This window comes from Streptomyces sp. NPDC028910 (genome assembly GCF_055564955.1).
The window spans coordinates 20,548-46,512 of sequence record NZ_JBVHVF010000013.1; the positions used below are offsets into that span (position 1 = coordinate 20,548).

A 25,965-nucleotide genomic window follows, 5' to 3' on the forward strand; every position below is an offset into this window, starting at 1 on the left:
TCGTTTCTGCGCGGCTGTGAGCATGCGAAGGCCCCTGCTGATCTCGGGTGATCGGTCGTGACGTTCTGTAGGCAGGTGCGTGAAGTCCAGGGGTCACCGGCTTGCCGTATTGCTCACTCGTGTGGGGCAGCGGAACAGGGCATGAGTAAGACAAGCGCCTCAAGGTGGCTAAACAGGTACGAATCCACCACCGGAGGTCGATGTGGCGCGACAGCAGACACCCGGGGGAGTGGACCGCTCCCGCATCCGAAGTACCGCTGCGGCGCTCACCTCCCTCTCGGCGCTCGCCGCCATGTCGCTCGTCGCGGGGCCCGCGGTGGCCGATTCCGGAGCCGGACCCTGCGCGCTGACCCGTACGGCGGCGCACCACTCCCTGGGCCTGGACAGCTGGAACGGCGCCTACCCCAAGCCCGAGCGCACACTCAACGCGGTCATGGTCTTCCTCTCGTTCCCCGACCACCGCAGCGCCCTCACCCCCGAGGACATCGCCGGCGACTACTTCCCCGCCACCAGCGACTTCTTCGAGCAGGCCTCGTACGGGCGGTTCCGCCTGGCCCCGCACCCGCAGAAGCGGTGGATCCGGATGCCCAAGCCGTCCACCGCGTACGGGATAAGGCGTGACTGGGCCCCCGAGAACCGGGCGGCCTACCTGCGGGACGCGGTCGCCGTCGCCGACGCCGAAGTGGACTTCGGCGCGTACGACGTCGTCTACTTCGTCGCCGACCCGGACGCGCCCGGAGTGGACTCCGATGCCACGAAAGTCGTGAACTTCGACCGTCCGATCGTCGCGGACGGCGCGGAACTGCGCCGGATCGTCACCGTTTTCGAGCGCCACCCGCCGGACCACAACGTGCTGGCCCACGAGACCGGCCACGTCTTCGACCTCCCCGACCTCTACCACCGGCCCACGGACGGCAAGGGCGACTGGGACACGTACGTCGGGGACTGGGACGTCATGGGCAGCCAGTTCGGGATGGCCCCCGACCTCTTCGCCTGGCACAAGTGGAAGCTGGGCTGGCTGGACGCCTCCCAGGTGGACTGCGTGCAGTCGGGCTCCTCGCTGCACACCCTCCAGCCGCTGGCGCAGGCCCCGCCGAGCGGCGGCACGGGCGGGACCCGGCTCGCGGTGATCCGTACGGGCCCCGGCAGCGCGATCGCCGTCGAGGCGCGGGGCTCCGCCGGCAACGACGGGGACACCTGCACAGAAGGGGTCCTGGTGTACCGGGTGCGCAACGAGGCGGCGTCGGGCGGCGGCCCCATCGAGGTGCTGGACGGGCATCCGTCGACGGAGGCGTGCTGGGACCGCTCGGTGTACCCGCCGCTGGCGGACGCGCCGCTGGAGGTGGGCCAGACGTACACGGTGCCGGGGGAGCGGATCACCATCGAGGTGGCGGACCGGACCCGGTCCGGCGCGTACACGGTGAAGATCACGACATGAGCGCGGCATGCCCCGGCATGCCCCGGCATGCCCCGGCATGCCCCGGCATGCCCCGGCATGCCCCGGCATGACGAAGAAGGCCCCCACTCGCGTGGGGGCCTTCTTCCGTCTGTGCGCCGCCAGGGACTCGAACCCCGGACCCGCTGATTAAGAGTCAGCTGCTCTAACCAACTGAGCTAGCGGCGCCTGCTGACGTTGTAGACATTAGCAGGAGGATCCGCGGAACGAAAAATCGATATCCCCAGGTCCGGTCGGTGCGGGGCTGCGGGATGCCCGTACGAAGGCCCAGAGCAGGGCCTCCGGCCCGGGAAGCCACGGCTCGCGCGCGTCGGGGGCCACGAGCCACCGGGAGGGGCCGGGGGCGGCGGCCAGCGGCGGCACGGTGACGGCGTCGCCGCGGCCGTGGCACAGGGGTGCCGGGGCGGTACGGGAACCTCCCCACTCCTCCCACGCCAGCAGGGCGGGCAGCCGGTGGGCGCTGCCGGGGGCGGCGAAGATCAGCATCCGGCCGCGGTGCACGGCGACCGGGCCGGAGCCGGGGCCCTGCGCCCAGAGCAGGTCCAGGACGCGGCGCCCGAGGACGAGCGGGACGTTGACGACGTCGAAGGCGTTCCCGCAGGGCAGCGTGGCGGGCGCGGTGGGCCGTGCCTGCCATCGCGCGAGGGTGTTCTGCGGGTGGGCCGAGGCCGAGGCGAGCCAGGCGGCGCCCTGCGGGGTGACGTGGGTGGCGGGCGCGGTGCGCGGGGTGCGGGGGCAGCAGCCGGTCGTCGTCATATGCCAAGGTCTACCGCCCGTAGTGGTCCGCTCTCGACGAGTTACCGAAAACCGGGACGGGGCGGGGTGGGTTGCGTTATGTTGCCCCCCGCGCAAGGTGCGGCGCCGCTGCTGGGGCGCTGCCCCGGACCCCGCGCCTGAGGCGCGGGGCCCGGCCCGCCGTTACGGCGTGCCGATCTGGCGTTGGAGGGACTCGCCGAATTCGATCATCTTGCGGGCGTAGTCCTCGGTCCAGTCCGCCTGCTCGGCGATCACCGCGGGCGACAGCCGGTCGAAGCGCGACGGATCCGCCAGCTGGGCCGCCGCCAGGGCCTGGAACTCCACCGCCCGATCCTGCGCGGCCCGGAACGCCAGCGTCAGCTCGGTCGCACGGGCCAGCAGCTCCCGCGGGTCCTCGATCGACTCCAGGTCGAAGAAGTGCTCCGGATCCGCCGCGGCCTCCGAGGGCTCGAAGAGCAGCGGCGCCGGCCGTAGCCGCCGCTCGGTCCGCTCGGGCTCTGCCATCCGTGTCCTCCTGCTGCGCGTGCGAAATCCTCCCCGGCCACCGTCCATTGTCCAACGCCGCGCAAGACCGCACCGCCCTGGGTGCGAACATCCGTACGGCCGATGAGGCGCGAGAGCGGACCGGCGGGCCCCGTGGCGGAGGAGTCGCTCAGGCGATCGACCGGCGCGCTCCGCTCACGCCGTGACGGGCTCTGCGGCGCGCTGCTCGGCCAGCTCGGCCACGTCGTCCAGTACGCCGGCCAGCTCGGCCGCGAGCGCCTCCGGAGCCTGGAACCCCTCGGGGCCGACCAGCTTGGGGATGCCCGGGATCGCCACGGACCGCTCGGCGGGCAGCATGCCGAGCCGGGTGAGCACCGGCAGCAGCATCTCGGCGGCCGGGGCCCCGCCGGTGGGGCCGGCGCTGTAGCTGACGATGCCGACCGGCTTGCCCCGCCACTCGTTGTAGAGGAAGTCGATGGCGTTCTTGAAGGGGGCGGTGAAGCCGCCGTTGTACATCGGCAGGACGAAGAGGAAGGCGTCGGCGGAGTCGACCAGGGCGCTCCAGTCGCGGGTGTGCTGGTGGGCGTAGTTCCCGGTGGAGGCGTATTCGGGCTCGTCCAGGAACGGCAGCGCGATCTCGGCGAGGTCGACGGGGGTGACCTCGAAGCCGCCGCGCTCGCGGGCCCGCTCGGTGACCCAGCGGGCGAGGGGCCGGCCGGAGGAGGTGGGGCGGGTCGCGGCGGAGATGACGTGGAGACGGGTCATGCTGTGGACTCCCGGTCGGTGCGGTTGTTGATGTGTCACCTATCAAAGCCGAAATGTGGGTGACGTGTCAACCAGGTAGATGATGTGTCACCGATCTGGCTAGAGTGCAGATATGACCCCCGTCCCCGCACCCGAACCCCGCTGGCTCACGGAGCCCGAGCAGGACACCTGGTACGCGTGGCGGCGGATGTTCCCGCTGGTCAACGCGGAGATCGCGCGGGACCTCAGCCAGGACAGCGGGCTCTCGGAGGCCGATTACGACGTCCTGTCGGTGCTCGGCTCCACGGAGGGCCACCGGATGCGGATCAGCGCGCTGGCCGAGCTGATGCAGTGGTCGCGCAGCCGGCTGTCCCACCAGCTCACCCGCATGGAGCAGCGCGGCCTCGTCCGCCGCGAGGAGGTGGCCAGCGACGGCCGGGGCGCGGAGGTGGTCCTCACCCAGACCGGCGTGACGACGATCACCGAGGCGGCCCCGCTCCACGTCGAGTCGGTCCGCCGGCACCTGATCGACGTCCTGACGCCGGAGCAGCTGCGCACCCTGGCCGAGGTGGGCGAGGTGCTCCGCGCCCGGATGGGCGTCCAGCGGAAGGCGTGAGCCCGACGCGGCCTACGGACGCCAGCGCACCCGGTGTTCCGCCAGGTGGGCCAGGACCGAGTGGTTCGCCTCCCAGCCGTCCGGGCTGTATTCATCGGCCGCCTCCGGCGGCGTGCCGGACTCCGTCCGGCGATCGGGCGGGCGCGGGCCTCACGGACGCCAGCGCACCCGGTGTTCCGCCAGGTGGGCCAGGACCGAGTGGTTCGCCTCCCAGCCGTCCGGGAACTTCACCGTCACCCCCAGCTGCACCGGCTCCGTCGAGGGATGGTCGTCCAGCAGTTCGGCTATGCCCGCCCGGGCCACCACCACGCACGCGTGCCGGTGCCGGGAGGCCAGGACGCACAGCCGGCCCGTCTCCAGATGGAAGGCCGTCGCGTCCGGGCGCCCCGACAGCGGGTGGAGGACCACCGTGAGGTCGTACTCGCGGCCCTGGAGCCGGTTCGCGGTGTCCACCGTGACCCCCGCGACCCCGAGCGAGGCCAGCGCCGCGCGGACCGAGGCCGCCTGGTCGCGGTGGGCGGTGCCGACGGCGATCCGGTCGGCCGTCAGCGGGGACGGCCCCGAAGACTGCTCGTCGGAGGTCACCGCCCCGCGGTCCAGCGCGCGGCGGACCACCAGGGCCACCGCCCGAACCGCCTCCGGATCGGTGCGCGGGGTGTGCCGCGCCGGCAGCTCCAGCAGGCCCCAGCCCGCCTCGGCCGCCTCGTCGAGCACCCGGTCCGGACCCGATCCGTCCGAGGGGACCCCATACGACAGCCGCCGCTCGCCCGGTCCCGTACCGCTGCGGAACTGCGTGTACGGGTAGAACGCGCGGGACACCAGCGGCGCCGCCGTCGCCGGGAGCCGCCAGGACACCGGCAGCCGGTGCTGCGGCAGCCGCGGGTTGTGCGCGAGCAGGGTGCTCACCGCCGACGCGGACGGGTCGTAGGACAGGCCCGCCCACTGCTCCGCGCCGACCACGCTGAAGGGGTCCAGCTGCCCCGGGTCGCCCACGAACAGCGCCCGCTCGAACAGCCCGGCCACGGCCAGCAGCGCGTCCGAGCGCATCTGGTACGCCTCGTCGACGATGGCGTGCTGCCAGGGCTCGACGTCCTTGACGTAGGCCCACTTCGCCGCGGTGGAGAGGGTGATCGGCAGCTCCGCGAGGTCCCCCGGCTTGGCCGAGAGGGTGACCGAGGGCAGCTCCCGCAGCGCCGGATCGTACGCGTCCCCCTCACTGCTGTGCAGCCGGCCGACCCTCAGCTCCGGGTCCTTGTCGGCCAGGCGCAGCACCAGGTCGTCGACCTGCGCGTTGGTCTGCGCCACCACCATCAGCCGGCGCCCGGCCGCGGCCAGTTCCCGGGCCGCGCGGACCACGAGCGTGGACTTGCCGGCTCCGGGCGGGGAGTCGACGACCACGCCCCGCTCGGCCCCGTGCAGGGTGTCGTGCAGGATCGCGGCGGTCGCCCGCGCGGCCTCCGCGGCCGGGTCGAAGGAGGAGGCGGCGGAAGCGGCGGAGGCGGCGGCGGTCGCGTTCACAGCAAGTCCTCGTCGGTCACGGCGTCGGGCAGGGGGACGGCGCTCAGGTGCCCGGGCGGGCCGCCGTGGGTCCACGGGGTCTGCTCGGGATCGGGGAGCTTCGGGCCGCCGCGCGCGTCGTGCTCGAAGAGCGTCCAGCACACCCGGTCGCCCTTCTCCGGCACCGAGCCGGGCTCCGGGTCCCGGCCGCGGCCCATCTTGTCGAGGAGCCGCAGCACCAGCTGCCCGTCCTCCTCCCAGCGTACGAACCGGGCGCTCTGCGGCCGCCCGTCCAGCGAGCGGAACACCTTGCCGCCGCCCCCGTCCGCGAGCTGCGGCCGGTCCTCCGTCGCCACCGTCACCAGCGGGCGCGGGCTCGGCCGCTTCGACTCCGTCCACTCCATCACCACCTCGGTGACCTCCCCGGCGAAGGCCTCGCCCGCGAGGCGCCGGCCCGCCATCACCAGGGGGTCGTCCAGCGCCTCCTGGGCGTCGAGCCGCACCTGCTCGGTCTCCCGCGTGGCCAGCTTCTGGGCCGCCGTCACCGCGTCGTCGCGGCGCGGTTGCGGCGGCTCGCCCGCCCGTACGCGGTCCCGGTGGCCGGTGTACGACCAGCGGTCGCGCGTCCAGCGCTCCTCCGCGCGCTCGCCCGGCGGCAGGGCGCGCAGCAGGTCCAGCGACTGCCACACCGCCCGCCAGGTCGGCCGCATCTGGTCCAGGACGAGCTCGCGCACCACCCGCTCGGCGCGCTCCACGGCGCCCGGGTCGCCCGCCGAGCGCGCGGCGTCGTACCGGGACACGGCGGGGGCCAGCAGCTTGTTGTCGAAGGCCGGGTCGGTGGCCGGTCCGGCGGGCGGGACCAGCAGCCGGCCGTCGCGGTCCCGGCCCAGCTCGGCGCGCAGGGCGGCCTCCGCGCCCGACGCTCCGTCGGGCGGGCTGATCCAGGCGAGCAGCGCGCCCAGGTGCTGGTCCTCCAGGTTGCTCTGGCCGGTGGCCCAGTGCCGCGACAGCAGGTCCGTCGCCGACAGCAGCATCGAAGAACCCGGCACCCGCGAGCGCTCGGCGAGGTGCGTGAACCAGCGCCCCAGCATCGGCACGCGCGCGGGCGCCGGATACGGATTCTCCGGATCCTCCTCGGCCGTCCGCCGGAACCGCATCGAACGCCCCAGCAGCCGTACGTACTCGATGCCCGCCCGGCTCGGCACGATGAGCTGCGGTGCGTCCACGCACAGCTCGGTCTCGACCTTGACCCGCTTGCCGGTCTCCGGATCGGTCTCGCTGCGCTCGGCCGGCTCCACCTCGTCCGCGTACGCGTCGATGTGGGCCAGAACGTGGACCGCCAGGTCCGCGAGGAACGCCCAGCGCTGGTCCCGGTCGCGCGGCTGGGGTATCACGAAGACCCGCGGTTCGTGGCGGTCGGTCCCGACCAGGGCGCCCAGCGGAGCGCCGGTCTCGCCGGCCGTGGTGAGCGGCACGAAGACCATCGGGTTCTCGCTCAGGTGGCGGTGACGTACGGTCGCGAGCGGCTGGGCGCGGCCCGCGCGGACGGCCTCCAGCCGGGCCAGGGTGCTCAGCAGGGGCATTCGGGGGTCTCCAGGACGTGGTGCGGGGGACGGGCGGCGGCCAGCTCCAGGGCCTCGGCGCGCAGCCGGGCCGCGCGCCGCAGCGCGGCCGCGGTCGGGTCCTCGTCGCAGCCGGCCCCGGTGGCCGCCGCGAGGGCCTCCTCGACGGTGGTCAGCGCGCCCAGCTCACCCCGTACGGAACGGCCCAGCGCGGTCACCTCGTCGGCGGCGCGGGCCCGGTCCCGGCAGTGGAAGGCCAGCTCGCAGGCGGCCAGGCACTCGGGGGCGTAGGCGGCGTCCACCGCGGACACCGCCTCGGACAGTTCCTCGGGGGTGCGCGCCGGGTCGAAGCTGAGCCCCTCGGGCAGCGCCGCGGCCAGCTCCTCGACCCGGGTCAGCCGCTCCAGCTGGCGCCGGGTCACCGAGCGCTCGCGGCGGATGTCGACGGGCGAGGCGGTGGGCAGGTTGGAGAAGTCCTTGGGGCAGACCAGCAGCACGGTGTGCCCGACCTCGGCGCCGTCCAGCTTCTCGGCGGTCTTCTCCAGGGCCAGGACGTAGACGGCGGCCTGACGGGCGGCGGCGCCGACCTTCGCGGCGTCGGCCGCCCCGTCGATCATCGGGAACGACTTGATCTCCACCACGGTCCAGCGGCCGTCGGGATGTACGACGACGGCGTCCGGCTCCAGGTAGGCCGGGGAGCCCGCCACCTCCAGGGCCAGCATCGGGTGGTCCAGCAGGGTCCAGGCGCCGGTGTCGTGCCCGGCGGCGGTCGCCTCGCGCAGGGCGAGCGCCGTCCGGGCGGCGCGGCCCTCGGGCCCGGCGGCGGTGAGGTCGGGGACGCGGGCGCCCGGCCCGGGGGCCTCGGCGGCGGCGTCGAGGTGCCCGTGGACCAGCCGCAGGAGCTCGGCTCCGCCGTCGCCCTTGACCTTGGCCTCGAAGGAGTTCCCGCGGACTATGGCGAACTGCGACTGCCCGAAGGAGGCGGGGGAGCCGAGGGCCGCGGCGAGCGCGGTCTTGTCCACTCCGGCCCCGTCGAGCAGGGCGCGTCTGCCGCAGCCGGGATTGGCGGCGAGGGCCGCCAGCGCCCGGGCGTCGAGCGGACGGGGCGGCACGGCGGGGCCGCGCAGGCCGGCGAGCCGCTGGCGCAGTGTGGTCGGCTGCGCGGGGCTGCTGCTGGGCGGGTAGGAGCTCACCCGCGGAAGTGTCCCATCCGCCACTGACAACCGTGGACTTAGCGCGAAACGGTCCGGCAACCACGTCATGGATGATGGGGGCGAACGCCGGAACGCCGCAACGCCGGAACGACGGAACGACGAACATCGCACGGGAGAATCCCCATGGCCCCCCGCATCCTGCTGGCCCGCCACGGCCAGACGGCGTGGTCCGAGCTCGGCAAGCACACCGGACGCACGGACGTGCCCCTGCTGGAGGAGGGCAAGCGGGGTGCGAAGCTGCTCGGCGAGCGGCTGGCCCGCGACCCGTGGAAGGGCCTGCCCGGCATGGAGGTCCGCACCAGCCCGCTGGTCCGCGCGAGCGAGAGCTGCGACCTGGCGGGCTTCGGTGCCCAGGCGGATCCGTGGGACGCCCTGCTGGAGTGGGACTACGGCGACTACGAGGGCATGACCCCGGCCGAGATCCAGGCGGTCCGGCCCGGCTGGCTGATCTGGCGCGACGGCGTCCCGGGCGGCGAATCCGTCGCCGACGTCGCGGCGCGCGCGGACAAGGTGGTCGCCTGGGCCCGCTCGGCGGAGCGCGACGTCCTGGTCTTCGCCCACGGCCACATCCTGCGCACCCTGGCCGCCCGCTGGCTCGGCTTCGAAGCCTCCTTCGGCGCCCGCATCCGCCTGGAGCCCACCTCCCTCTCGGTCCTCGGCTGGGCCTACGGCGCCCCCGCCCTGGAACGCTGGAACGACACGGGCCACCTGGACGCGTAGCGCTGGCTTCGGCGGGTGGGCTCGCTTCGGCGGAGCCCGCCGGTGGGGGTCGGTCCGTGGGGCCGCGCCGGGGTGTCTCCTCGGCTCGCGCCTGCGGGCATGTCCCGGCTGTGCGGGGTGGTTGCGCGCTCGTCCTGCGGGGACACCCCGCCACGTCCCCACTCCCCTCCGCCCGGGACCCGCGAAGGGGCTCCCCCGCACGGTCGAAGTCGCCTGTGGGGCGGGGACACGCAGGAGGGTCCCCGCAGGACGAGCGCGCAACCCAGGCCGCACGACTGGACCACGGCCGCAGGCGCGAGCCGAGGAGACCCTCGTGCGGGGCCCCGCCCCACACCTGCGCACCGCCAAGTCCCGCAGGGGTCCGGCCCGAGCCGCACACCGCCGGGCAGCCCGCAGGGACACCGCGCGAGCCGAGGAGATCCTCGTGCGGGGCCCCGCCCCACACCCCGCACCGCCAAGTCCCGCAGGGGGCCGGCCCGAGCCGCACACCGCCGGGCAGCCCGCAGGGACACCGCGCGAGCCGGGGAGATCCTCGTGCGGGGCCCCGCCCCACACCTGCGCACCGCCAAGTCCCGCAGGGGTCCGGCCCGAGCCGTGTACCGCCGGGCAGCCCGCAGGGAAGCCGCGCGAGCCGAGGAGATCCTCGTGCGGGGCCCCGCCCCACCCGCACCGCCCGGCCCCGCGCGGGTTCGGCCCGTGGGGGGCGCCGTCAGACGGTCGCGTGTCGGGTCAGGAAGGCGCCCACGCGGGGAGAGCGCTGGTGCGGAACAAGCGCCTCGGCCGTCTGCGCGAGTTTGGACCGGATCCGGGTGGACTGGACCTCGGTCAGCAGGTCCAGCACCCGGCCCCCCGCCCAGGCGGCCTCGTCAGGGGCCCCCGCACGCGCCAGGTCACCGGCCAGTTCGGCGGTGTAGAGCGCCACGTTCCGGGCGAAGTGCGGATCCTGCAGGTCGGCCGCCCGCCGAGCGTGCCGGGCCGCGCGGGCGTGCTCCCCGAGCGCCGCCCAGCACCGCGCCTCCAGGGATTCCAGTTCCGCCTCGCCGAAGAAGGACATCCACTCGGGGTCGGCGTCCGCCCCGCCCCGGGAGAACTCCGTGTGGGCCCGCGCCAGCGACTCCTCGCAGGCCTTGCGGTCGGCCAGCCCCGCCCAGCCGCCGGCCTCCCGCAGCGCGAGCAGCGACAGCAGCCGCGGGGAACCGAGGGAGCGCGCGGCGCGGCGGCCCGCCTGTGCCGCCCGTACCGCCTCGCGGGAGCGCCCGCAGTCCCGGGCCAGGAAGGCCATGTTGCTGAAGGCGTGCGCCTCCAGGCCCGCGTCCCCCGAGACCCGGGCCGTCGCCAGGGCCTCCGCGTAGTGGGAGCGGGCGTCCTCGAAGCGGCCGGAGTCGTGGGCCAGCCAGCCGACCGAGACGGCCAGTTCGCCGGCGCCCGCGTGCAGCCGGTCCTCGGTGGACTGGCGGGTGGCCCCCGCGTCCAGCAGCGCGTAGGCCGTACGCAGGGGCTCCGCCGCCCTGCGGTAGAGGGAGTCGGCCCCGTGCCGGTCGTCCAGCAGCCGGATCTGGCGTACCGCGTCCTCGACGGCGGCGGCCTCGGCCTCGCCGGCGCGGGAGGGGAGCCGGCGGCTTTCGCCGAGCCGGGTGAGGCTGAGCGTCGCGGCCGCCACGGTCGCGGAGCCGCCCGCCATGAACGCGCGACGCAGCACGTCGCTCTCCTTGGCACTGGAAGGGGAACGGGGGGTGAGGACGGAGAAGGGCTCGCGCTGCGCCGCGCGGCCGCGGACGCTCTCGCGCGGGGAGAAGCCGAGGTCGGCCAGGGCCCGGCCGGGGAACATGTGGAGGAAGACCCGCTCGTACGCGTAGTTGGGGCAGCGGATCTCGCCGGACTCGACCCGGCCGATGTAGCGCGCGTCGCAGGAAACCGTTTCTCCGATCTCCTTCGCCGCCCGGCGCACCAGGGCCGCGAACTCGGCCGGGGAGTGCTGCCCGCGCAGCCGCCGGAAGGTGGAGTTGGGTGAGTGGGGGGACGCCGCCATGGACGTGACCTCTCTGGCAAGAAACCCAGCGCCGGCTGTGACAGATGAAGGTGGGATCCGGCGCGCTGAAGGTACCGCCAGCGAGGGGGTGTTCACGCGATGTTTGCCTACAAAAGGGATATCTCACCCGCGATCCGCCATGAACTGCCATCCTTTGCGGCGTCTTGCCGCCGCACCCGTTGACGTTCCCGTGCGTTGAACCCATGCGGATACGGATCGAGGAGGGGTTCCCTTGGTGGAGGGCGGCATGGAGAGCACTGGAACGAACACCGCGTCCGAGCCCGGCACGGCCCCGGATCTCGATCTGGTGACGGTGCCCACGCGGCAGGGTCTGGAGGCGGTGGACATCATCCGCCGCGCCGCCGGCCAGGCCAGCCCGGCCAGCCAGGCGGGCGGGGTCGGGCCCGTCCTGCACGACGGATCCGGCGACACCCTCGGCTTCCTCGTCCCGCCCGGCACCGCCGACGCCTGGGACCTCCCGGGCAGCGCGTGTACGCAGACCAACGGGCGCGGGATGCGCTTCGGCGACGCCGCCTCGCCCACCGCGGGCCCCACCGGGTGGCTCCTCCCGCCGGAAGCCGTCGGCCCGGTCACCGATCCCGAGGTGCTGCGCGCGGCGCTCGGCGAGGCGGCCCGGCTGATCGAGGCCGCCGACAACTGCCGCTGATCCGTCCGGGCCCCCGCCGCCCGTCACAATGGGGTGGTGGCAGGCAAGGACAGGAACAAAGGCAGCGACAAGGGCGGCAACAAGGCCAAGCAGCGCGGCCGCGGCAGCGCCGAGGCGATCGTCGGGCAGGTGGACGGCGGCCGGGCGGAGCTGGAGCCGGACCGCGAGCGCGCCGACGCCTGGACCCTGCTGATCGACGGGGCCCCGCAATCGCACGTGGACCTGGGCGATCCCGGATACCTGGACTTCGCCTACCAGCGGCGGATCGGCCACCTCATCGACCTCGTCGCGCCCGCCCGGCAGCCCCTGAACGTCGTACACCTGGGCGGCGGCGCCTTCACCCTCGCCCGCTACACCGCCGCCTCACGCCCCCGCTCCACCCAGCAGATCGTGGAGATCGACGCCGCCCTGGTGGCCTTCGTACGGGAACACCTGCCGCTGGACCCGCAGGCGCGGGTCCGGGTGCGTGCGGTGGACGCCCGGGCGGGCCTGGCCAAGGTGCCGGACGGCTGGGCGGACCTGGTGATCGCGGACGTGTTCAGCGGCGCGCGTACCCCGGCGCACCTGACGAGCGCCGAGTTCCTGGACGACGTACGCCGCGCCCTGGCGCCCACCGGGTGGTACGTGGCGAATCTCGCGGACGGTCCGCCGCTGACCCACCTGCGGAGCCAGATCGCGACGGCCGCGTCCCGGTTCACGCAGCTGGCGCTGGCCGCTGATCCGGTGGTGTGGCGGGGGAAACGTTTCGGCAATGCCGTCCTGGTGGCGGCCGACCGTGAGCTGCCCGTCGCGGAGTTCACCCGCCGGGTCGCGAGCGACCCGCACCCGGGCCGGGTCGAGCACGGCCGGGCGCTGGCGGACTTCGCGGGCGGCGCGGCCCCGGTCGCCGACGCCTCGGCGGTGGCCTCGCCGCAGCCGCCGCCCTCGGTCTTCCGGTAGCCGCGCCGGTTTCCCGGCAGGGTCCCGGCAGGGCCCCGGCAGGGTCCCGGTCCTCGCGGATGCAGATAAAGATCGGCCGGGTACTCCCGGTGGACGGCCGCCCTGCGTAGCCTGTGTATCCCTGGGAGGGCCGCCCCTTCTACGACGCGTTCAGGAGACGGCAAAAACGATGTCTGATTCCCCCGCAACGCCCGGTGCGCCGACGCCGGGCGCGCCCAGCACCGCCACCTCGGACTACACCCAGCGGCTCGCCCGCCTGGAGCAGTCCGGAATCAAGCGGCTGCTGCCCACGCAGGCGCCGTACCGGTGGAACCTGCAGCGGCTCCAGCTGGGCCGGGTCCTCGACGTCGGCTGCGGGCTGGGGCGCAACCTGCTCAACTGCGGCCCGGACAGCGTGGGAGTCGACCACAACCCGCACTCGGTGCAGACCTGCCGGGACCGCGGACTGAACGCCTACACCCCCGACGAGCTGGCTGCCGCCCCGGACTGCGGGCCCGGTTCCTTCGACAGCCTGCTGATCGCGCACGTGCTGGAGCACGTCGACGAGGAGCTCGCGGCCTCGCTGCTGGAGCAGTACCTGCCGCTGGTCAAGCCGGGCGGTTCGGTCGTCATGATCACCCCGCAGGAGCTCGGCTACCGCACCGACGCGACGCACGTCCGCTGGGTCGGCTTCGAGGAGCTGCGCGGCCACGCCGCCAAGGCCGGGATCGCGGTCCGGCGTACGTACTCCTTCCCCTTCCCCCGCACGATGGGCAAGGTCTTCCCGTACAACGAGTTCGTACTGGTGGGCACGGTCCCGGCCTAGCTAGGCCCTGTCCGGGCGTCCGGCGGATCATGGCCGGGCCATGATCCGCCGGTCCCGCGGTCCGCCGGACACCCCGGGCTACTGCTTGCGGGGCTGGTTGAAGCGCAGCATGTTGCCGGAGGGATCGCGGAAGGAGCAGTCGCGGACGCCGTACGGCTGGTCGACCGGCTCCTGCAGCACCTCGGCGCCCGCGGCGCGGATGCGCTCGAAGGTGGCGTCGCAGTCATCGGTGGAGAAGATGACACCGCGCAGCAGGCCCTTCGCGAGCAGTTCCGCCATGGCCTTCTTGTCGGCGGGCGAGGCGTTCGGGTCGGCGAGGGGCGGTTCGAGCACGATGTTCACATCGGGCTGCGACGGTGAGCCGACGGTCACCCAGCGCATCCCCTCGAAGCCGACGTCGTTGCGTACCTCCAGGCCGAGGACGTCCCGGTAGAAGGCGATCGCCTTGTCGTGGTCGTCGACGGCGATGAAGCACTGAGAGAGGTTGATGTCCATGCGCTCCACGCTATGAGCCGGGGGCCGCTTTCGCTTCTCCATTCCTGACCGGTCGCGTGTGGACCTTGGCGATGCAGGCCGGGATGGCCGCGCCCTCGTCGTGGCGGCGGGCCCGGTAGGCGCTCGGACTCTCGCCGACCAGCTCGGTGAACCGCGAGCTGAACGACCCCAGCGAGGTACAGCCGACCGCGAAGCAGACTTCCGTCACCGATAGGTCACCGCGCCGCAGCAGCGCCTTGGCCCGCTCGATCCGGCGCGTCATCAGGTAGCTGTACGGGGTCTCCCCGAAGGCGGCTCGGAAGCTGCGGGAGAAGTGGCCCGGGGACATGAGGGCGCCGCGCGCCAGAGCCGGAACGTCCAGCGGCTCCGCGTACTCGCGGTCCATTCGGTCACGGGCCCGGCGCAGCCGGACGAGGTCCTCCAACGTCACGCGACCACCATCCCACAGCCGTCCGACAGCGCCGGGCGGGATCCCGGGTCACGGGTCGACGATCTCGACCCGCGGCGGGTGGTCGTGCCACGTGCAGAACACCGACACCTCGCGGCCGTCCATGGTGAAGGTGACCCGGATCCAGAAGTCCTGCTTCCACACCTGCATCCGCCAGCCGGCCTCCGGGGTGGCCGAGACCAGCTCGGCCGAGGACGCCCCGAGGGAGAAGACGACCCGGCCGCCGGAGACCGGATAGGCCTGCACCTTCCCCGCATCCTGGCCCTCCGCCCGCTGGGAGGGGCGCGGGGTGGCCGAAGGCTTCTGGGACGACTTGCCGGGGGCGGCCCCGGTGGCCTGCGGCGCGGCCGGGGTGGAGGACCCGGAGGCCGACGACGACGGGGACGGGGACGCGGACTGCGGCGGCTGCGTGCGCTGCGTCGAGGAGGACAGCGGCTGAGTGGCCAGCGGCACCGCCAGCGGCGGATCGTAGGCCGTACCCGACATGACGGAGTGCACGCCCCACCACGACAGCGTCACCGCCGCCCCGGTCGCCAGCGTCCAAGCCATGGCATGAAGAAGTCCTCGTCGCATCAGGGCACATACTGCACCACCCGCCACAAGCGTGGCCCGACACCCCGCTGGGTCCTTCGGATGGACTACGGTGCGGGCCATGGCAAGTGTGCTCGTGGTCGAGGACGACCAGTTCGTACGTTCCGCCCTCATCCGGCACCTGACCGAGGCCTCGCACACCGTGCGGAGCGTCGGCACGGCCCTGGAGGCCCTGCGCGAGGTCGCGCACCACCGCTTCGACGTGGTCATCCTCGACCTCGGCCTGCCGGACCTGGACGGGTCGGAGGCGCTCAAGATGCTGCGCGGCATCACCGACGTGCCCGTGATCATCGCCACCGCGCGCGACGACGAGGCGGAGATCGTCCGGCTCCTCAACGACGGCGCCGACGACTACCTGACCAAACCCTTCTCCGTGGAGCACCTCTCCGCCCGCATGGCCGCCGTCCTGCGCCGCTCCCGGGCCGCGGCCGGGGCCGAACCTCCCTCGCGCGTCCTGCGCGTCGGCGGGCTCGCCATCGACCCGCTGCGCCGCCAGGCCGAGCTGGACGGGGCGGTACTGGACCTCACGCGGCGGGAGTTCGACCTGCTGGCCTTCCTCGCCGGGCGGCCCGGGGTGGTCGTGGCCCGGCGCGAGCTGCTCGCCGAGGTCTGGCAGCAGTCGTACGGGGACGACCAGACCATCGACGTCCACCTGTCCTGGCTGCGCCGCAAACTGGGCGAAACGGCCGCCCGGCCGCGCTACCTGCACACGCTGCGGGGGGTCGGGGTCAAGCTGGAGCCGCCGGCGTGAGGTGGGCGCTGGTCAAGGTGTGCCTCGCGGTCACGGCCATGGTGGTCGTGGCCTTCGCCGTACCGCTCGGGCTCGTCGTCCAGGAGATGGCCAGCGACCGGGCCTTCTCCAACGCCGAGCGGCAGGCCGCCACCATCGGTCCGACGCTGTCCATCACCACCGACCCGGTGCAGCTGCGCAAGGCGGTGGAGTCCACGCAGATGGGCGCGGCCCGGCGGATGGCCGTTCACGTGCCGGCGATGGGCGCCGACGCGCCCGTGCAGATCGGCGAGGGCTGGGCCGGCGAGCACGCCGTCGCGCAGACCCGGCGGATCGGGCGGGCCACGACGGCCTCGGTGGCGGGCGGCGGCTCGGCCCTGCTCCAGCCGACCGCGCTCGGGTCCGGGGACATCGCGGTGGTGGAGATCTTCGTACCGGAGAGCGAGGTCAGCAACGGCGTCGCGACCGCCTGGGTGGTGCTCGCGGGCGTCGGGCTGGCGCTGATCGTGGGCTCGGTGGGGGTCGCCGACCGGCTCGGCGCCCGGCTGGTCCGGCCGGCCGAGCGGCTCGCGGACGCCGCGCACCAGCTCGGGGAGGGAAAGCTCGGGGCGCGGGTGCCGGAGGACGGGCCGAAGGAACTGCGCTCGGCGGCCGTCGCGTTCAACGCGATGGCGGACCAGGTGGTGGAACTCCTCGCCAACGAGCGGGAGCTGGCCGCCGACCTGTCGCACCGGCTGCGGACGCCGCTGACGGTGCTGCGGCTCAACACGGCCTCGCTCGGGGACGGTCCCGCCGCCGAGCAGACCCGGGCGGCGGTGGAGCAGCTGGAGCGCGAGGTCGACACGATCATCCGTACGGCCCGGGAGCAGCGTCCGGCCACCGGCCTGGTCGGGGCGGGCGCGGGGTGCGACGCCTCCGAGGTGATCCGCGACCGGATGGCCTTCTGGTCGGCGCTGGCGGAGGACGAGGGCCGCGAGGTGCGGCTCGCGGGAGTGGACCGTACGGTACGGATCCCCGTGGCCCGGCCCGAACTCGCCGCCGCCGTCGACGCGATGCTCGGCAACGTCTTCCGGCACACCCCCGAGGGCACCCCCTTCGCGGTGGACGTCCACGACGCGTCCGACGCGGTCATCGTGCTCGTCTCGGACGCGGGCCCCGGCATCGCCGACCCGGCCGCCGCCCTGCGCCGGGGCAATGACGGCGGCCGCGACGGGTCGACGGGCCTCGGCCTGGACATCGTGCGCCGGGTCGCGGAATCGACCGGCGGCGACGTACGGCTGGGGCGCTCGGTGCTCGGCGGGACCGAGGTCCGGGTCTGGATCGGCCTGGACGGCCGAACCCTCGGCGGCCCCGACGGCGGCCGGACCCGCCGAGGCCGCCGCGGCAACCGGCGCAACCGCGGGCGCGCCTAGGGGGTGTCCGGCGGAGCATCGGCCGCGGCCGGCTCCGCCCGGCCGGTCCCGTCATGAACGCAGAGGATCCGGCGAAGGGCCTGGCAGCGATGGAGTCCTCGCCCCAGCGGGGCGGCGGCCCGCACCGATCCTTCCGCCGGCCCTCAGGGCCAGTACCGCGGAGGCGGTCACCGCGGCGCACGAGACGGCGAAGGCGGCCCGATGACCGTAGGCGCTCGCCAGTGGCCCCGAGACCGCCGCGGCGAACGCCTGGCCGAGGATCAGGCCGCTGCCGACCACCGTCATGGCCTCGCCCATCCGCTCCGCCGGGCCGGCCCGTTCCACCAGTGCGAACAGCGCGATCAGGTGCGGGGCCACGGCCAGCCCGATGCCCGCGACGGCGAAGGCGGCACCCCACAGCCCGGACACCGCCAGCAGCGGCAGGGTGAGAACCGCCTGGACGGCGATCGTCCACCGCAGCCGCACGGTCAGGTCCGCCGAACCGGGCCGGGCGACCGTGACGAAGCCGGCGATCGAGCTGGTCACGGCCATGGCGGCCCACACCAGCCCGGCCGCGCCCGGCTCGCCCCGTGACTCGGCGAGCGCGTTGACCCCGGTGTTGGCCCCGCTCCAGGCGGCTCCTTGCAACACGGCCATCGCGAACAGCAGGACCAGCGCGGGTGACCACAGCCGTACGCCGGCCCGCGCGCCCAGGATCGGAGAGCCCGGGGTCGGAGCGGTGGGGCCCGGTGCGGTCGGATGCACCGCGAAGAGGGTGCCGAACACCAGGATCAGCGCGGCGGCGAGGACGAGTGCCGAGGCGGGATGCACGGTGACGGCGAGGATGCCGGCCAGTGCGGGGCCGACCATGAATCCGACCTCGTCCAGGGTCGTGTCGAAGGACAGGGCGGATCCGAGCAGCTTCTCGTCCCCTTTGGCCAGCCGCGCCCAGCGGGCCCTGGCCAGCGGGCCGACCTGCGGGACGGTCAGACCGGCCGCGACGGCGAGCGCGAGGCGGGCGGCCAGCGGCAGCCCGCCGAGGACGGCCGCGACGAGGGCGAGGAGGACGGCGGCGTTGGCGCCGCAGGCGACGAGCAGGACGGGGCGGTGGCCGCGCCGGTCGGCGAACCGGCCGATGACGGGTCCGCCGATGGCCTGGCCGAGCCAGAGGGCCGCGGCGACGGCGCCGGCGTCGCCGATGCCGTCGCGTTCGTTGATGAGCAGGAGCGTGCCGATGGGGCACAGCGCGGCGGGGAGCCGCGCGAGGAACGCGTAGAGGGGGAGAGCGGTACCGCCGAGTGCGAACACCTCGCGGAAGCCCCCGGACGCGGGACGGGACACGGACAACCTCCATCCGCACGCCGACCCTCCCGTTTCTCCGGCGCGCGCCGTTGCCCGTTGAGCGGGACCGTACTCCCGGAACCTCTCGCTCGGAAGCCTCTGGTCAGCCGCCGGTCAGCCGCTTGGCCTGGGCCCGTCCTACCTCGGCGGCGCGGTGCAGGTAGTCGGCGATGACGGCGAGTTCGGTGTCGGAGTAGCTCGCGAGTACGGCGCCGAAGGCGCGGCCCGGGGTGTCCCACGCCTCGCTGATCCGCTTGCGGGCCTCGGGCGCGAGGGAGACGAGGGAGCGGCGGCGGTCGTTCGGGTCGGCGTGCCGCTCGACGATGCCCGCCTTGACCATCCGGTCGACGAGGCGGGTGGCGGAACCGGAGGTCAGGCCGGTGAGTCGGGCGATGTCGCCGGTGCTGACGGGGCCGGGCTCCATGTCGAGCAGGGCGACGCACTGCATGTCGGTGGGGTGCAGGCCGACGTGGTCGGCCATGGCCTGGTTGAGGAGGGAGTAGTCGGCATAGTGCCGCTGGCTCTCGGTGACGATGCGCGCGAGCAACTCGGCGCGGCTCCACTCCTCACCCGAACGGGGGGAATCGGTCGACATCGGATTCTCCATCTCCAAATTTACCTGTGTGACGCAGAGGGTGTGTCACACGGAATCTGTGTCACGTATGGATCCTACTGTCAGCCCGCCCACTCCAGAAGAGGAACCAGTGATGTTCGATCCTCCCCGATCACGCAGAAGGCCCCGGTCCGCTTTCGCGTACCGAGGCCTTCTCGCAGGGTGAGTGACGGGACTTGAACCCGCGGCCACCTGGACCACAACCAGGTGCTCTACCAACTGAGCTACACCCACCATGTCCGGTCGGAAAACCGACCGGCCGAAGAAAAGGGTACAGGGTCCGGGAGGGTGCTCGCTCCACCCTTTCCCCGCGCCCGTCTCCGGGAGGTGCTAGGCGCCCTGAGCGGTGTGCTTGGCGGCGATGCTCCGGGCCGTGTCCGAGTCGGGGCCGGGCTGCGGTACGAAGACCGCCTCCCGGTAGTAGCGCAGCTCGGTGATGGAGTCCTTGATGTCCGCCAGCGCCCGGTGGTTGCCGTTCTTCGGCGGGCTGTTGAAGTACGCCCGCGGGTACCAGCGGCGTGCGAGCTCCTTGACCGAGGACACGTCCACGATCCGGTAGTGCAGGTAGCTCTCCAGGGCGGCCATGTCGCGCAGCAGGAAGCCGCGGTCGGTGCCGACCGAGTTCCCGCAGAGGGGCGCCTTGCCCGGCTCCTTCACGTGCTCCCGTACGTAGGCCAGGACCTGCGCCTCGGCATCCGCGAGGGTGGTTCCGCCGGCCAGCTCGTCGAGCAGTCCGGAGGCGGTGTGCATCTCGCGCACTACCTCGGGCATGGTCTCCAGGGCCGCGTCCGGCGGGCGGATCACGATGTCCACGCCTTCGCCGAGCACGTTGAGCTCCGAGTCGGTGACCAGTGCGGCCACCTCGATAAGTGCGTCGTCCGTCAACGAGAGCCCGGTCATCTCGCAGTCGATCCACACCATGCGATCGTTCATGTGTCCCACCTTATGCGGTCCCCTGCTGGGCGGAACGCATATGCAGAAGGTCCCCCTCGGCGGTAACCGATGGGGGACCTTCTCCTGCCGTACCCGTGGTGGGGGTCAGGCGTGTTCTCGCAGGACCCGGCCCGGGGCGTACAGCTCCGTCACCGTGGGGCCCGCCGCGGCCAGGGCCGCCGCCGCCCGGTGGGGCTGCGGGGTGCGCTGGTGCGGCACTGGACCCGCCGTGATCTCGGCCACCTGCGCGACGTCGGCCTGCGGCCGCCGTGCCCGGTAGGCGGAGCGGTAGGCGGCCGGGGAGGACCCGAGCTGGCGCCGGAAGTGACCCCGCAGGGCCACCGGTGAACGGAACCCGCAGCGTCCGGCGACCTCGTCGACCGAGTAGTCGGAGGTCTCCAGCAGCCGCTGTGCCTGGAGCACCCGCTGGGTGATCAGCCACTGGAGCGGCGCGCTGCCGGTGAGCGAGCGGAACCGCCGGTCGAAGGTGCGCCTGCTCATGTAGGCGCGGGCGGCGAGGGTCTCCACGTCGAACTGCTCGTGGAGGTGCTCCAGTGCCCAGGCGACGACCTCGGCCAGCGGGTCGGCGCCGATCTCCTCCGGCAGCGACCGGTCGAGATAGCGCTCCTGGCCGCCCGTGCGGCGCGGCGGTACGACGAGCCTGCGGGCCAGGGCCCCGGCCGCCTCGCTGCCGTGATCCGTGCGCACGATGTGCAGGCACAGGTCGATTCCGGCCGCTGTGCCCGCGGACGTGAGCACATCGCCGTCGTCGACGAACAGTTCCCGCGGATCGACATGGACGGACGGGTACCGCTTGGCCAGCGTCGGCGCGTACATCCAGTGCGTCGTCGCGGGCCGGCCGTCCAGCAGACCTGCGGCGGCGAGCACGAAGGCTCCCGTGCACAGTCCGACGATCCGGGCCCCCTCCTCGTGCGCCAGACGCAGTGCGTCGAGCGCCTCCGGAGGCGGCGGTGATGTGATGGAGCGCCAGGCGGGAACGACGACCGTGCCTGCCCGGGCGATCGCCTCCAACCCGTATGGCGCGGTCAGTTCGAGTCCGCCGGTGGTCCTGAGCGGACCGTCCTCACCGGCGCACACGAGCAATCGATAGCGTGGAACTCCCGCGTCCTGCCGGTCAATGCCGAACACGGAAAGTGGAATGGAGCTCTCGAAGATCGGTCCGCCGCTGAAGAGCAGCACCGCGACGATCTCCCTGCGGCGACGCCCCGCGAGCTTCCGGCCGGCGTCTGTGACGACGGCGATGGAATCCTGGCTCATGGCGCTAAGCCCCCCTTGGGTGTCGCGACTCCTTGGTCTGGTCGCACCTGCACGTTTCCCCTCGGCCTTGCACGTGGATCCCCCGCCGTAAATACATGATCGAATCTACTGCGTCCCGTGGTGTCGGCGTGACAAGTTCAGCACGCAGCGCTATGTCGACTTCTCAACTTGGCGAAAAGCATTCGATCAGGAAGCGTTCCACTCCGCTACCCGAGTGGGAAGCCTGTCGCCCGTCCGTGGCCAGTACCCGTACGGCCAGGACGCCCCATGAACTCTGTCGTCGCTGGTGGTGGGGGGGTTGGGGGGACATTCCGGCAAGGAGGCCACCCTGCCGGGAAGTTGGCTGAAAACATGCGTGTGTGGGTGTGCGAACGAGTCAGTCGTGCGGGGACATCGAGCCGGAGCCGTGACAGCCACGGCGGTTACCGGCCCCGCCGCGCGAGTGCCGGCCGCGGTGGGCGTGCGGAAGCCGCTCCTCCGTCAGGCCGCGGCCCGCGGCCCGCTCCGTCTTCTCCGAGTAGCGCAGCAGGGCCCGGCACGCGGCCGTGACGGCGAGCAGGCCGAGGGTCGCGACGGCCGCCCCGCCGAAGGAGGTTCCGTAGACGACGAGGACCACGGGAACGAGCAGGCAGCTGAAGGCGGCCCAGCGCACGACGTCACCCGCGGGGTCGTCCTGGGAGTGCCCGGCGGGGTGCACGGACGAGTGAAGGGGAGAGCGAGGGGACGTAAGGGGCTGTGCCGGCTGAGCTGGCTGAGCTGGCTGGACGGGGTGGACCGGATGACCGGGCACGGCGTGCTCCCTGCGGGCTCTTCCTGGACGGTCGGACTCATGTCCAACGTCGCGCGGCGGGGCTCGGTCACTGCGCGCACGGGTGGCGGCACCCCGTCTCGTCACTGGCTGTAGGGGACAGCGGACATTGCCAAGGAGCGCTCGCTCCGGCATGCTCCGTGGGACGCTCTCCAAGGGCGGCAAGCCCTGTGCAGCACAGGAGTGTCGCCGTACCCTGGTGGGTATGGGCTTGGGAAGATGCTTCCCGGACAGAGCTCCGTCACACTGCGTCGCTGATTTCGCCCCTGTTGCTTCCTCCAAGGACCTCTTCGCCGAGACACCCATGGCCGGTCACGAATCCTCCGAACCCGCGGACCGCAAGCGCAAACGCCTCGCCGACCCCGCGTCGGCCGCCGATCTGCGCGCGGTGGAAGAGGCACGCCTTCCCTGCGATCCGGCCTTCCGGCACGGGGTCGTTGTGGGATTCGACGGATCCACTTCCAGTGAGCGCGCACTCGCGTACGCGATCGGTATGGCCCGGCGCTCCGGCTCCGGTCTGATCATCGTCCATGTCGCCAATCGGCTGCCCACCACCGTGTGGGCCGGCTGCGAGCCGCCCGTCTTCGTGGACGTGCCGGACCATCGCACCGAGGTGCTCGGGCTGGAGCTCGCCTGCGCGGACTATCTGGCCGAAGTGCCGTGGATCCTGGTCGAGCGGGGCGGTGACATCTGCCACGAGCTGGAGGAGGTCGGCCGGGAGTACTCGGCCGACGCCATCGTGGTCGGCTCCACGCACGGGATCGTGGGCCGGATCTTCGGATCGGTGGCCGGCCGGCTGGCCAAGCGCGCACAGCGACCGGTCGTTGTCATTCCGTGACCGTCTGTCAGGCCGATTGTGCGGTTGTGCACCCGTGTAAAGGGTAGATAAATGCTGCTGGGACGCAGCAAACAACTGCAGATCGAAGGGAGCCCGCCGTGGACAATGGTGTCTCTGCGGGAAGCACGGCCTCGACTTCGACCCTCGGGAACATCGCCCTGGGTCTGACCCTTCTCGCATTCGGTATCGGCCACACCGGTGTCATCGACGGCGTGTCCGCTGCCAGCTCCGTGTCGCTCGCGATGTACGTCGGCGGCGCCGCCCTCTTCCTCCTCGGGCTCCTCGAGTACCGCGGCGGCAACGGGTCCAACGGCACCGCGTTCGCGGGCCTCGGCATCTTCTGGTTCACGTGGGCCAAGGGCGCGGGGGGTTCGGTCTCCGACGAAGCCGCCGGAACGTTTCTTGTCCTGTTCGCGATGCTCGCGCTGACCCTCACGGTCGCCGCCGCGAGCGGTGTGTTCAGCCAGGGCGTCTACGCCCTGCTGACCCTGTCCCTCGTCCTGCTGGCCATAGCCTCCTTCATGGACAGCGGCGGGCTCGCCAAGGCGGGCGGCTGGGTCGCCGCCGTGTCCGGACTGCTGGCCTGGTACGGGGCCACCGCGGCCCTGGCCCACTGGCCCATGGCCTTCGGCAAGGCCCGGGGCGGCGCGGTCGCCGCGAGCTGAGCGGCACCGCGGGACAACACGACAACACGACAGCGGCAGCAAGAACGCAGAACCCCCGGGCGCGGTGCGCACGGGGGTTCTCCGCTGTCTTCCGGTGCCTTCAGGGCCGTCCGGTGACGGCCCGATCGCCTATTCGACCGTGACCGACTTCGCCAGGTTGCGCGGCTTGTCGATGTCCCGGCCCATGGCCAGGGCCGTGTGGTACGCCAGCAGCTGGAGCGGGATGCCCATCAGGATCGGGTCCAGCTCGTCCTCGTTCTTCGGCACCACGATGGTGTGGTCCGCCTTCTCCTGCTCGCGGTGGGCGACTGCCAGGATCCGGCCGCTGCGGGCCTTGATCTCCTCCAGCGCCGCCCGGTTCTTCTCCAGCAGGTCGTCGTCCGGGACGATCGCGACCGTCGGCAGCGAGGGCTCGATCAGCGCCAGCGGACCGTGCTTGAGCTCCGAGGCCGGGTAGGCCTCGGCGTGGATGTAGGAGATCTCCTTCAGCTTGAGGGAGGCCTCCAGGGCCACCGGGTAGCCGCGCACCCGGCCGATGAACATCATCGACTTGGCCTCGGCGTACTCGGCCGCAAGCTTCTTGATGTCCTCTTCGCCGTCGAGGATCTCCTGGATCTGCGCGGGCAGCTTGCGCAGACCCTCGATGATCCGCTTCCCGTCGGTGACCGAGAGGTCCCGGATGCGGCCGAGGTGCACGGCCAGCAGCGCGAAGGCCACGACCGTGTTGGTGAAGCACTTGGTGGAGACGACGCAGACCTCGGGCCCGGCGTGCACGTACACACCGCCGTCGGCCTCGCGGGCGATCGCCGAGCCAACCACGTTGACCACGCCGAGGACGCGGGCGCCCTTGCGCTTGAGCTCCTGCACGGCCGCGAGCACGTCGTACGTCTCACCGGACTGCGAGACCGCGATGTAGAGGGTGTCGGGGTCCACGACCGGGTTGCGGTAGCGGAACTCGGAGGCCGGCTCGGCGTCCGCCGGAATCCGGGCCATGCCCTCGATGAGGCCGGCGCCGATGAGCCCCGCGTGGTACGAGGTGCCGCAGCCGAGGATCTTGACCCGGCGGATGCCGCGCGCCTCGCGCGGGTCCAGGTTCAGGCCGCCCAGGTGCACGGTGTTGAAGCGGTCGTCGATCCGGCCGCGCAGCACGCGGTCGACCGCGTCGGGCTGCTCGGAGATCTCCTTGTGCATGTAGGTGTCGTGGCCGCCCATGTCGTAGGAGGCGGCCTCCCACTCCACGGTCTCCGGCGTGGCGGTCGTCGTCGTACCGCTCGTCGTGTAGGTGCGGAAGTCGTCCGCCTTCAGAGTGGCCATCTCGCCGTCGCCGAGGGTGACGACCTGACGGGTGTGGGCGACCAGCGCGGCGACGTCCGAGGCGACGAACATCTCCTTCTCGCCGATGCCCAGGACGACCGGGGAGCCATTGCGGGCGACGACGATGCGGTCGGCGAAGTCGGCGTGCATGACGGCGATGCCGTAGGTGCCCTCGACGACCTTGAGCGCCTCGCGGACCTTCTCCTCCAGGGAGTCGGCCTCGGAGCGGGCGATCAGGTGGACGAGCACCTCGGTGTCGGTCTCCGACACGAAGACGACGCCGTCGGCCTCCAGCTTGGCGCGCAGCTCGGAGGCATTGTCGACGATGCCGTTGTGCACGACGGCGACCTTGTTCTCGGCGTCGAGGTGCGGGTGCGAGTTGATGTCGCTCGGGGCGCCGTGCGTGGCCCAGCGGGTGTGGGCGATGCCGGTGGTGCCGGCGAAGCGCTTGGGGACGCGGGACTCCAGCTCGCGGACCCGGCCCTTGGCCTTGACGACCTTCAGGGCCGAGGCCTTCGGGCTGTTGACGACGATGCCCGCGGAGTCGTATCCGCGGTACTCCAGCCGCTGCAGGCCTTCCAGCAGCAGCGGTGCCACGTCACGCTTGCCGATGTAACCGACGATTCCGCACATACGGTTGAGCCCCTCCTGAAGTTCGGTTCGTGCACTCGACGGCAGCCGCACCCGCGGCCGCCGGTTCAGCCGTAGACGATGCGGCGCAGCTGCCGGAGCGACAGCTCCGGAGGCGCCACGGCGCGGTGCGGCAGCTCGGCCGCGATCCGCTCGAAGATCTCCGCGTTGACCGCTCCACCGGACTGCAGTTCCCGGTGGCGGCGGCGGACGAACTCCTCGGTCGTCTCGTCGAAATAGGCGAGCACGTCGAGTACCACCCGGGCGGCCTCGCCGCGCGGCAGCGCGGTGCTGCGCACCAGGTGGTCAACGAGGTCGTCATGCGACGGACGGCGATCGAGCACGCGTAGATACTGGCGGCTCATGGCGTCGAACGCAAAAATCCTGCCCGATTCCGGGCAG

General features: G+C 72.9%; 26 protein-coding genes, 2 tRNA genes and 1 pseudogene. 10 read left to right on the forward strand and 19 right to left on the reverse strand.

The window, feature by feature from the left end; all coding sequences use genetic code 11:
* The first annotated feature begins 202 nt into the window (after positions 1-202).
* Positions 203-1,438: a M6 family metalloprotease domain-containing protein gene (locus ACZ4TV_RS17605; protein WP_468135551.1), complete on the forward strand. Its 1,236-nt coding sequence runs from the start codon at positions 203-205 to the stop codon at positions 1,436-1,438.
* A gap of 112 nt (positions 1,439-1,550) precedes the next feature.
* Here ACZ4TV_RS17605 and ACZ4TV_RS17610 read toward each other — a convergent pair.
* From ACZ4TV_RS17610 to ACZ4TV_RS17625, 4 genes and pseudogenes are all read right to left on the reverse strand, one after another.
* Positions 1,551-1,624 (reverse strand) — tRNA-Lys (locus ACZ4TV_RS17610).
* Positions 1,615-2,212, reverse strand: a pseudogene (locus ACZ4TV_RS17615) (bifunctional DNA primase/polymerase). The gene ACZ4TV_RS17610 and the pseudogene ACZ4TV_RS17615 overlap by 10 nt, the downstream one beginning before the upstream one ends.
* 162 nt (positions 2,213-2,374) lie before the next feature.
* Positions 2,375-2,716 carry a hypothetical protein gene (locus tag ACZ4TV_RS17620; RefSeq protein WP_468135553.1) on the reverse strand — a complete coding sequence of 114 codons (342 nt, stop codon included), beginning with the start codon at positions 2,714-2,716 and terminating at the stop codon, positions 2,375-2,377.
* Between the two features lie 174 nt (positions 2,717-2,890).
* Positions 2,891-3,460: an NADPH-dependent FMN reductase gene (locus tag ACZ4TV_RS17625; RefSeq protein ID WP_468135555.1), complete on the reverse strand. Its 570-nt coding sequence runs from the start codon at positions 3,458-3,460 to the stop codon at positions 2,891-2,893.
* 112 nt (positions 3,461-3,572) lie between these two features.
* On the opposite strand from ACZ4TV_RS17625, the gene ACZ4TV_RS17630 reads away from it, so the two are divergent.
* The gene (locus tag ACZ4TV_RS17630; RefSeq protein WP_468135557.1) at positions 3,573-4,055 is read left to right on the forward strand and encodes a MarR family winged helix-turn-helix transcriptional regulator; all 483 of its coding nucleotides are present in this window, start codon (positions 3,573-3,575) and stop codon (positions 4,053-4,055) included.
* 150 nt (positions 4,056-4,205) lie between these two features.
* Here the strand turns inward: ACZ4TV_RS17630 and ACZ4TV_RS17635 are convergent, their stop codons facing one another.
* From ACZ4TV_RS17635 to ACZ4TV_RS17645, 3 genes are read right to left on the reverse strand one after another with little or no spacing between them, the layout of a single operon-like run.
* Positions 4,206-5,573: an AAA domain-containing protein gene (locus ACZ4TV_RS17635; RefSeq protein ID WP_468135559.1), complete on the reverse strand. Its 1,368-nt coding sequence runs from the start codon at positions 5,571-5,573 to the stop codon at positions 4,206-4,208.
* Entirely contained in the window at positions 5,570-7,135 is a 1,566-nt protein-coding gene (locus tag ACZ4TV_RS17640) for a hypothetical protein (RefSeq protein WP_468135561.1), read from the reverse strand. Before ACZ4TV_RS17640 ends, ACZ4TV_RS17635 begins: the two co-directional genes overlap by 4 nt.
* Positions 7,123-8,307 (reverse strand): hypothetical protein, encoded by a 1,185-nt coding sequence (locus tag ACZ4TV_RS17645; protein ID WP_468135563.1) that lies wholly within the window; start codon positions 8,305-8,307, stop codon positions 7,123-7,125. The genes ACZ4TV_RS17640 and ACZ4TV_RS17645 overlap by 13 nt, the downstream gene beginning before the upstream one ends.
* Before the next feature lie 144 nt (positions 8,308-8,451).
* Between ACZ4TV_RS17645 and ACZ4TV_RS17650 the strand changes: the two genes are divergently transcribed.
* The gene (locus ACZ4TV_RS17650; protein ID WP_468135565.1) at positions 8,452-9,048 is read left to right on the forward strand and encodes a histidine phosphatase family protein; all 597 of its coding nucleotides are present in this window, start codon (positions 8,452-8,454) and stop codon (positions 9,046-9,048) included.
* 709 nt (positions 9,049-9,757) lie between these two features.
* Here the strand turns inward: ACZ4TV_RS17650 and ACZ4TV_RS17655 are convergent.
* The gene (locus tag ACZ4TV_RS17655; protein ID WP_468135567.1) at positions 9,758-11,077 is read right to left on the reverse strand and encodes a tetratricopeptide repeat protein; all 1,320 of its coding nucleotides are present in this window, start codon (positions 11,075-11,077) and stop codon (positions 9,758-9,760) included.
* Between the two features lie 247 nt (positions 11,078-11,324).
* On the opposite strand from ACZ4TV_RS17655, the gene ACZ4TV_RS17660 reads away from it, so the two are divergent.
* The 3 genes from ACZ4TV_RS17660 (at position 11,325) to ACZ4TV_RS17670 (ending at position 13,488) form a co-directional block, all read left to right on the forward strand.
* Entirely contained in the window at positions 11,325-11,744 is a 420-nt protein-coding gene (locus ACZ4TV_RS17660; protein WP_468135569.1) for a hypothetical protein, read from the forward strand.
* A gap of 36 nt (positions 11,745-11,780) precedes the next feature.
* Positions 11,781-12,683 (forward strand): spermidine synthase, encoded by a 903-nt coding sequence (locus ACZ4TV_RS17665; RefSeq protein WP_468135570.1) that lies wholly within the window; start codon positions 11,781-11,783, stop codon positions 12,681-12,683.
* 169 nt (positions 12,684-12,852) lie between these two features.
* Complete coding sequence (locus ACZ4TV_RS17670) at positions 12,853-13,488, forward strand: class I SAM-dependent methyltransferase (protein WP_468135571.1); 636 nt, start codon at positions 12,853-12,855, stop codon at positions 13,486-13,488.
* Between the two features lie 78 nt (positions 13,489-13,566).
* On the opposite strand, the gene ACZ4TV_RS17675 is transcribed toward ACZ4TV_RS17670, so the two are convergent.
* Genes ACZ4TV_RS17675 through ACZ4TV_RS17685 form a run of 3 tightly spaced genes read right to left on the reverse strand, consistent with a single transcriptional unit; the run spans position 13,567 to position 15,004 of the window.
* Positions 13,567-13,983 (reverse strand): VOC family protein, encoded by a 417-nt coding sequence (locus ACZ4TV_RS17675; protein WP_468135572.1) that lies wholly within the window; start codon positions 13,981-13,983, stop codon positions 13,567-13,569.
* Between the two features lie 10 nt (positions 13,984-13,993).
* Positions 13,994-14,413: a helix-turn-helix domain-containing protein gene (locus ACZ4TV_RS17680; protein WP_468135573.1), complete on the reverse strand. Its 420-nt coding sequence runs from the start codon at positions 14,411-14,413 to the stop codon at positions 13,994-13,996.
* Positions 14,414-14,461: 48 nt separating this feature from the next.
* A complete protein-coding gene (locus ACZ4TV_RS17685) occupies positions 14,462-15,004 on the reverse strand; it encodes a hypothetical protein (RefSeq protein WP_468135574.1) in 543 nt (180 codons plus the stop codon).
* A 79-nt stretch (positions 15,005-15,083) separates the two neighbouring features.
* On the opposite strand from ACZ4TV_RS17685, the gene ACZ4TV_RS17690 reads away from it, so the two are divergent.
* Entirely contained in the window at positions 15,084-15,773 is a 690-nt protein-coding gene (locus tag ACZ4TV_RS17690) for a response regulator transcription factor (RefSeq protein WP_468135575.1), read from the forward strand.
* A complete protein-coding gene (locus tag ACZ4TV_RS17695) occupies positions 15,770-17,164 on the forward strand; it encodes a HAMP domain-containing sensor histidine kinase (protein WP_468135576.1) in 1,395 nt (464 codons plus the stop codon). The genes ACZ4TV_RS17690 and ACZ4TV_RS17695 overlap by 4 nt, the downstream gene beginning before the upstream one ends.
* Positions 17,165-17,215: 51 nt before the next feature.
* Here ACZ4TV_RS17695 and ACZ4TV_RS17700 read toward each other — a convergent pair whose 3' ends face one another.
* From ACZ4TV_RS17700 to ACZ4TV_RS17725, 6 genes are all read right to left on the reverse strand, one after another.
* Positions 17,216-18,484: an MFS transporter gene (locus tag ACZ4TV_RS17700; RefSeq protein WP_468135577.1), complete on the reverse strand. Its 1,269-nt coding sequence runs from the start codon at positions 18,482-18,484 to the stop codon at positions 17,216-17,218.
* 103 nt (positions 18,485-18,587) lie between these two features.
* Complete coding sequence (locus tag ACZ4TV_RS17705) at positions 18,588-19,079, reverse strand: MarR family winged helix-turn-helix transcriptional regulator (protein WP_468135578.1); 492 nt, start codon at positions 19,077-19,079, stop codon at positions 18,588-18,590.
* A gap of 179 nt (positions 19,080-19,258) precedes the next feature.
* Positions 19,259-19,331, reverse strand: a tRNA-His gene (locus ACZ4TV_RS17710).
* A gap of 96 nt (positions 19,332-19,427) precedes the next feature.
* Complete coding sequence (gene orn, locus ACZ4TV_RS17715) at positions 19,428-20,030, reverse strand: oligoribonuclease (RefSeq protein WP_468135579.1); 603 nt, start codon at positions 20,028-20,030, stop codon at positions 19,428-19,430.
* A 105-nt stretch (positions 20,031-20,135) separates the two neighbouring features.
* Entirely contained in the window at positions 20,136-21,308 is a 1,173-nt protein-coding gene (locus ACZ4TV_RS17720; RefSeq protein WP_468135580.1) for a helix-turn-helix domain-containing protein, read from the reverse strand.
* A 376-nt stretch (positions 21,309-21,684) separates the two neighbouring features.
* Positions 21,685-22,005 (reverse strand): hypothetical protein, encoded by a 321-nt coding sequence (locus tag ACZ4TV_RS17725; protein ID WP_468135581.1) that lies wholly within the window; start codon positions 22,003-22,005, stop codon positions 21,685-21,687.
* 415 nt (positions 22,006-22,420) lie between these two features.
* Between ACZ4TV_RS17725 and ACZ4TV_RS17730 the strand changes: the two genes are divergently transcribed.
* Both ACZ4TV_RS17730 and ACZ4TV_RS17735 read left to right on the forward strand, forming a co-directional pair.
* Positions 22,421-22,954 carry a universal stress protein gene (locus ACZ4TV_RS17730; RefSeq protein ID WP_468135582.1) on the forward strand — a complete coding sequence of 178 codons (534 nt, stop codon included), beginning with the start codon at positions 22,421-22,423 and terminating at the stop codon, positions 22,952-22,954.
* Between the two features lie 98 nt (positions 22,955-23,052).
* A complete protein-coding gene (locus ACZ4TV_RS17735; RefSeq protein ID WP_468135583.1) occupies positions 23,053-23,619 on the forward strand; it encodes a GPR1/FUN34/YaaH family transporter in 567 nt (188 codons plus the stop codon).
* A gap of 129 nt (positions 23,620-23,748) precedes the next feature.
* Here ACZ4TV_RS17735 and glmS read toward each other — a convergent pair whose 3' ends face one another.
* Together glmS and ACZ4TV_RS17745 are read right to left on the reverse strand one after the other, a co-directional pair.
* The gene (glmS, locus tag ACZ4TV_RS17740; RefSeq protein ID WP_468135584.1) at positions 23,749-25,566 is read right to left on the reverse strand and encodes a glutamine--fructose-6-phosphate transaminase (isomerizing); all 1,818 of its coding nucleotides are present in this window, start codon (positions 25,564-25,566) and stop codon (positions 23,749-23,751) included.
* Between the two features lie 65 nt (positions 25,567-25,631).
* Positions 25,632-25,907 carry a hypothetical protein gene (locus tag ACZ4TV_RS17745; protein ID WP_468135585.1) on the reverse strand — a complete coding sequence of 92 codons (276 nt, stop codon included), beginning with the start codon at positions 25,905-25,907 and terminating at the stop codon, positions 25,632-25,634.
* Positions 25,908-25,965 lie beyond the last annotated feature (58 nt).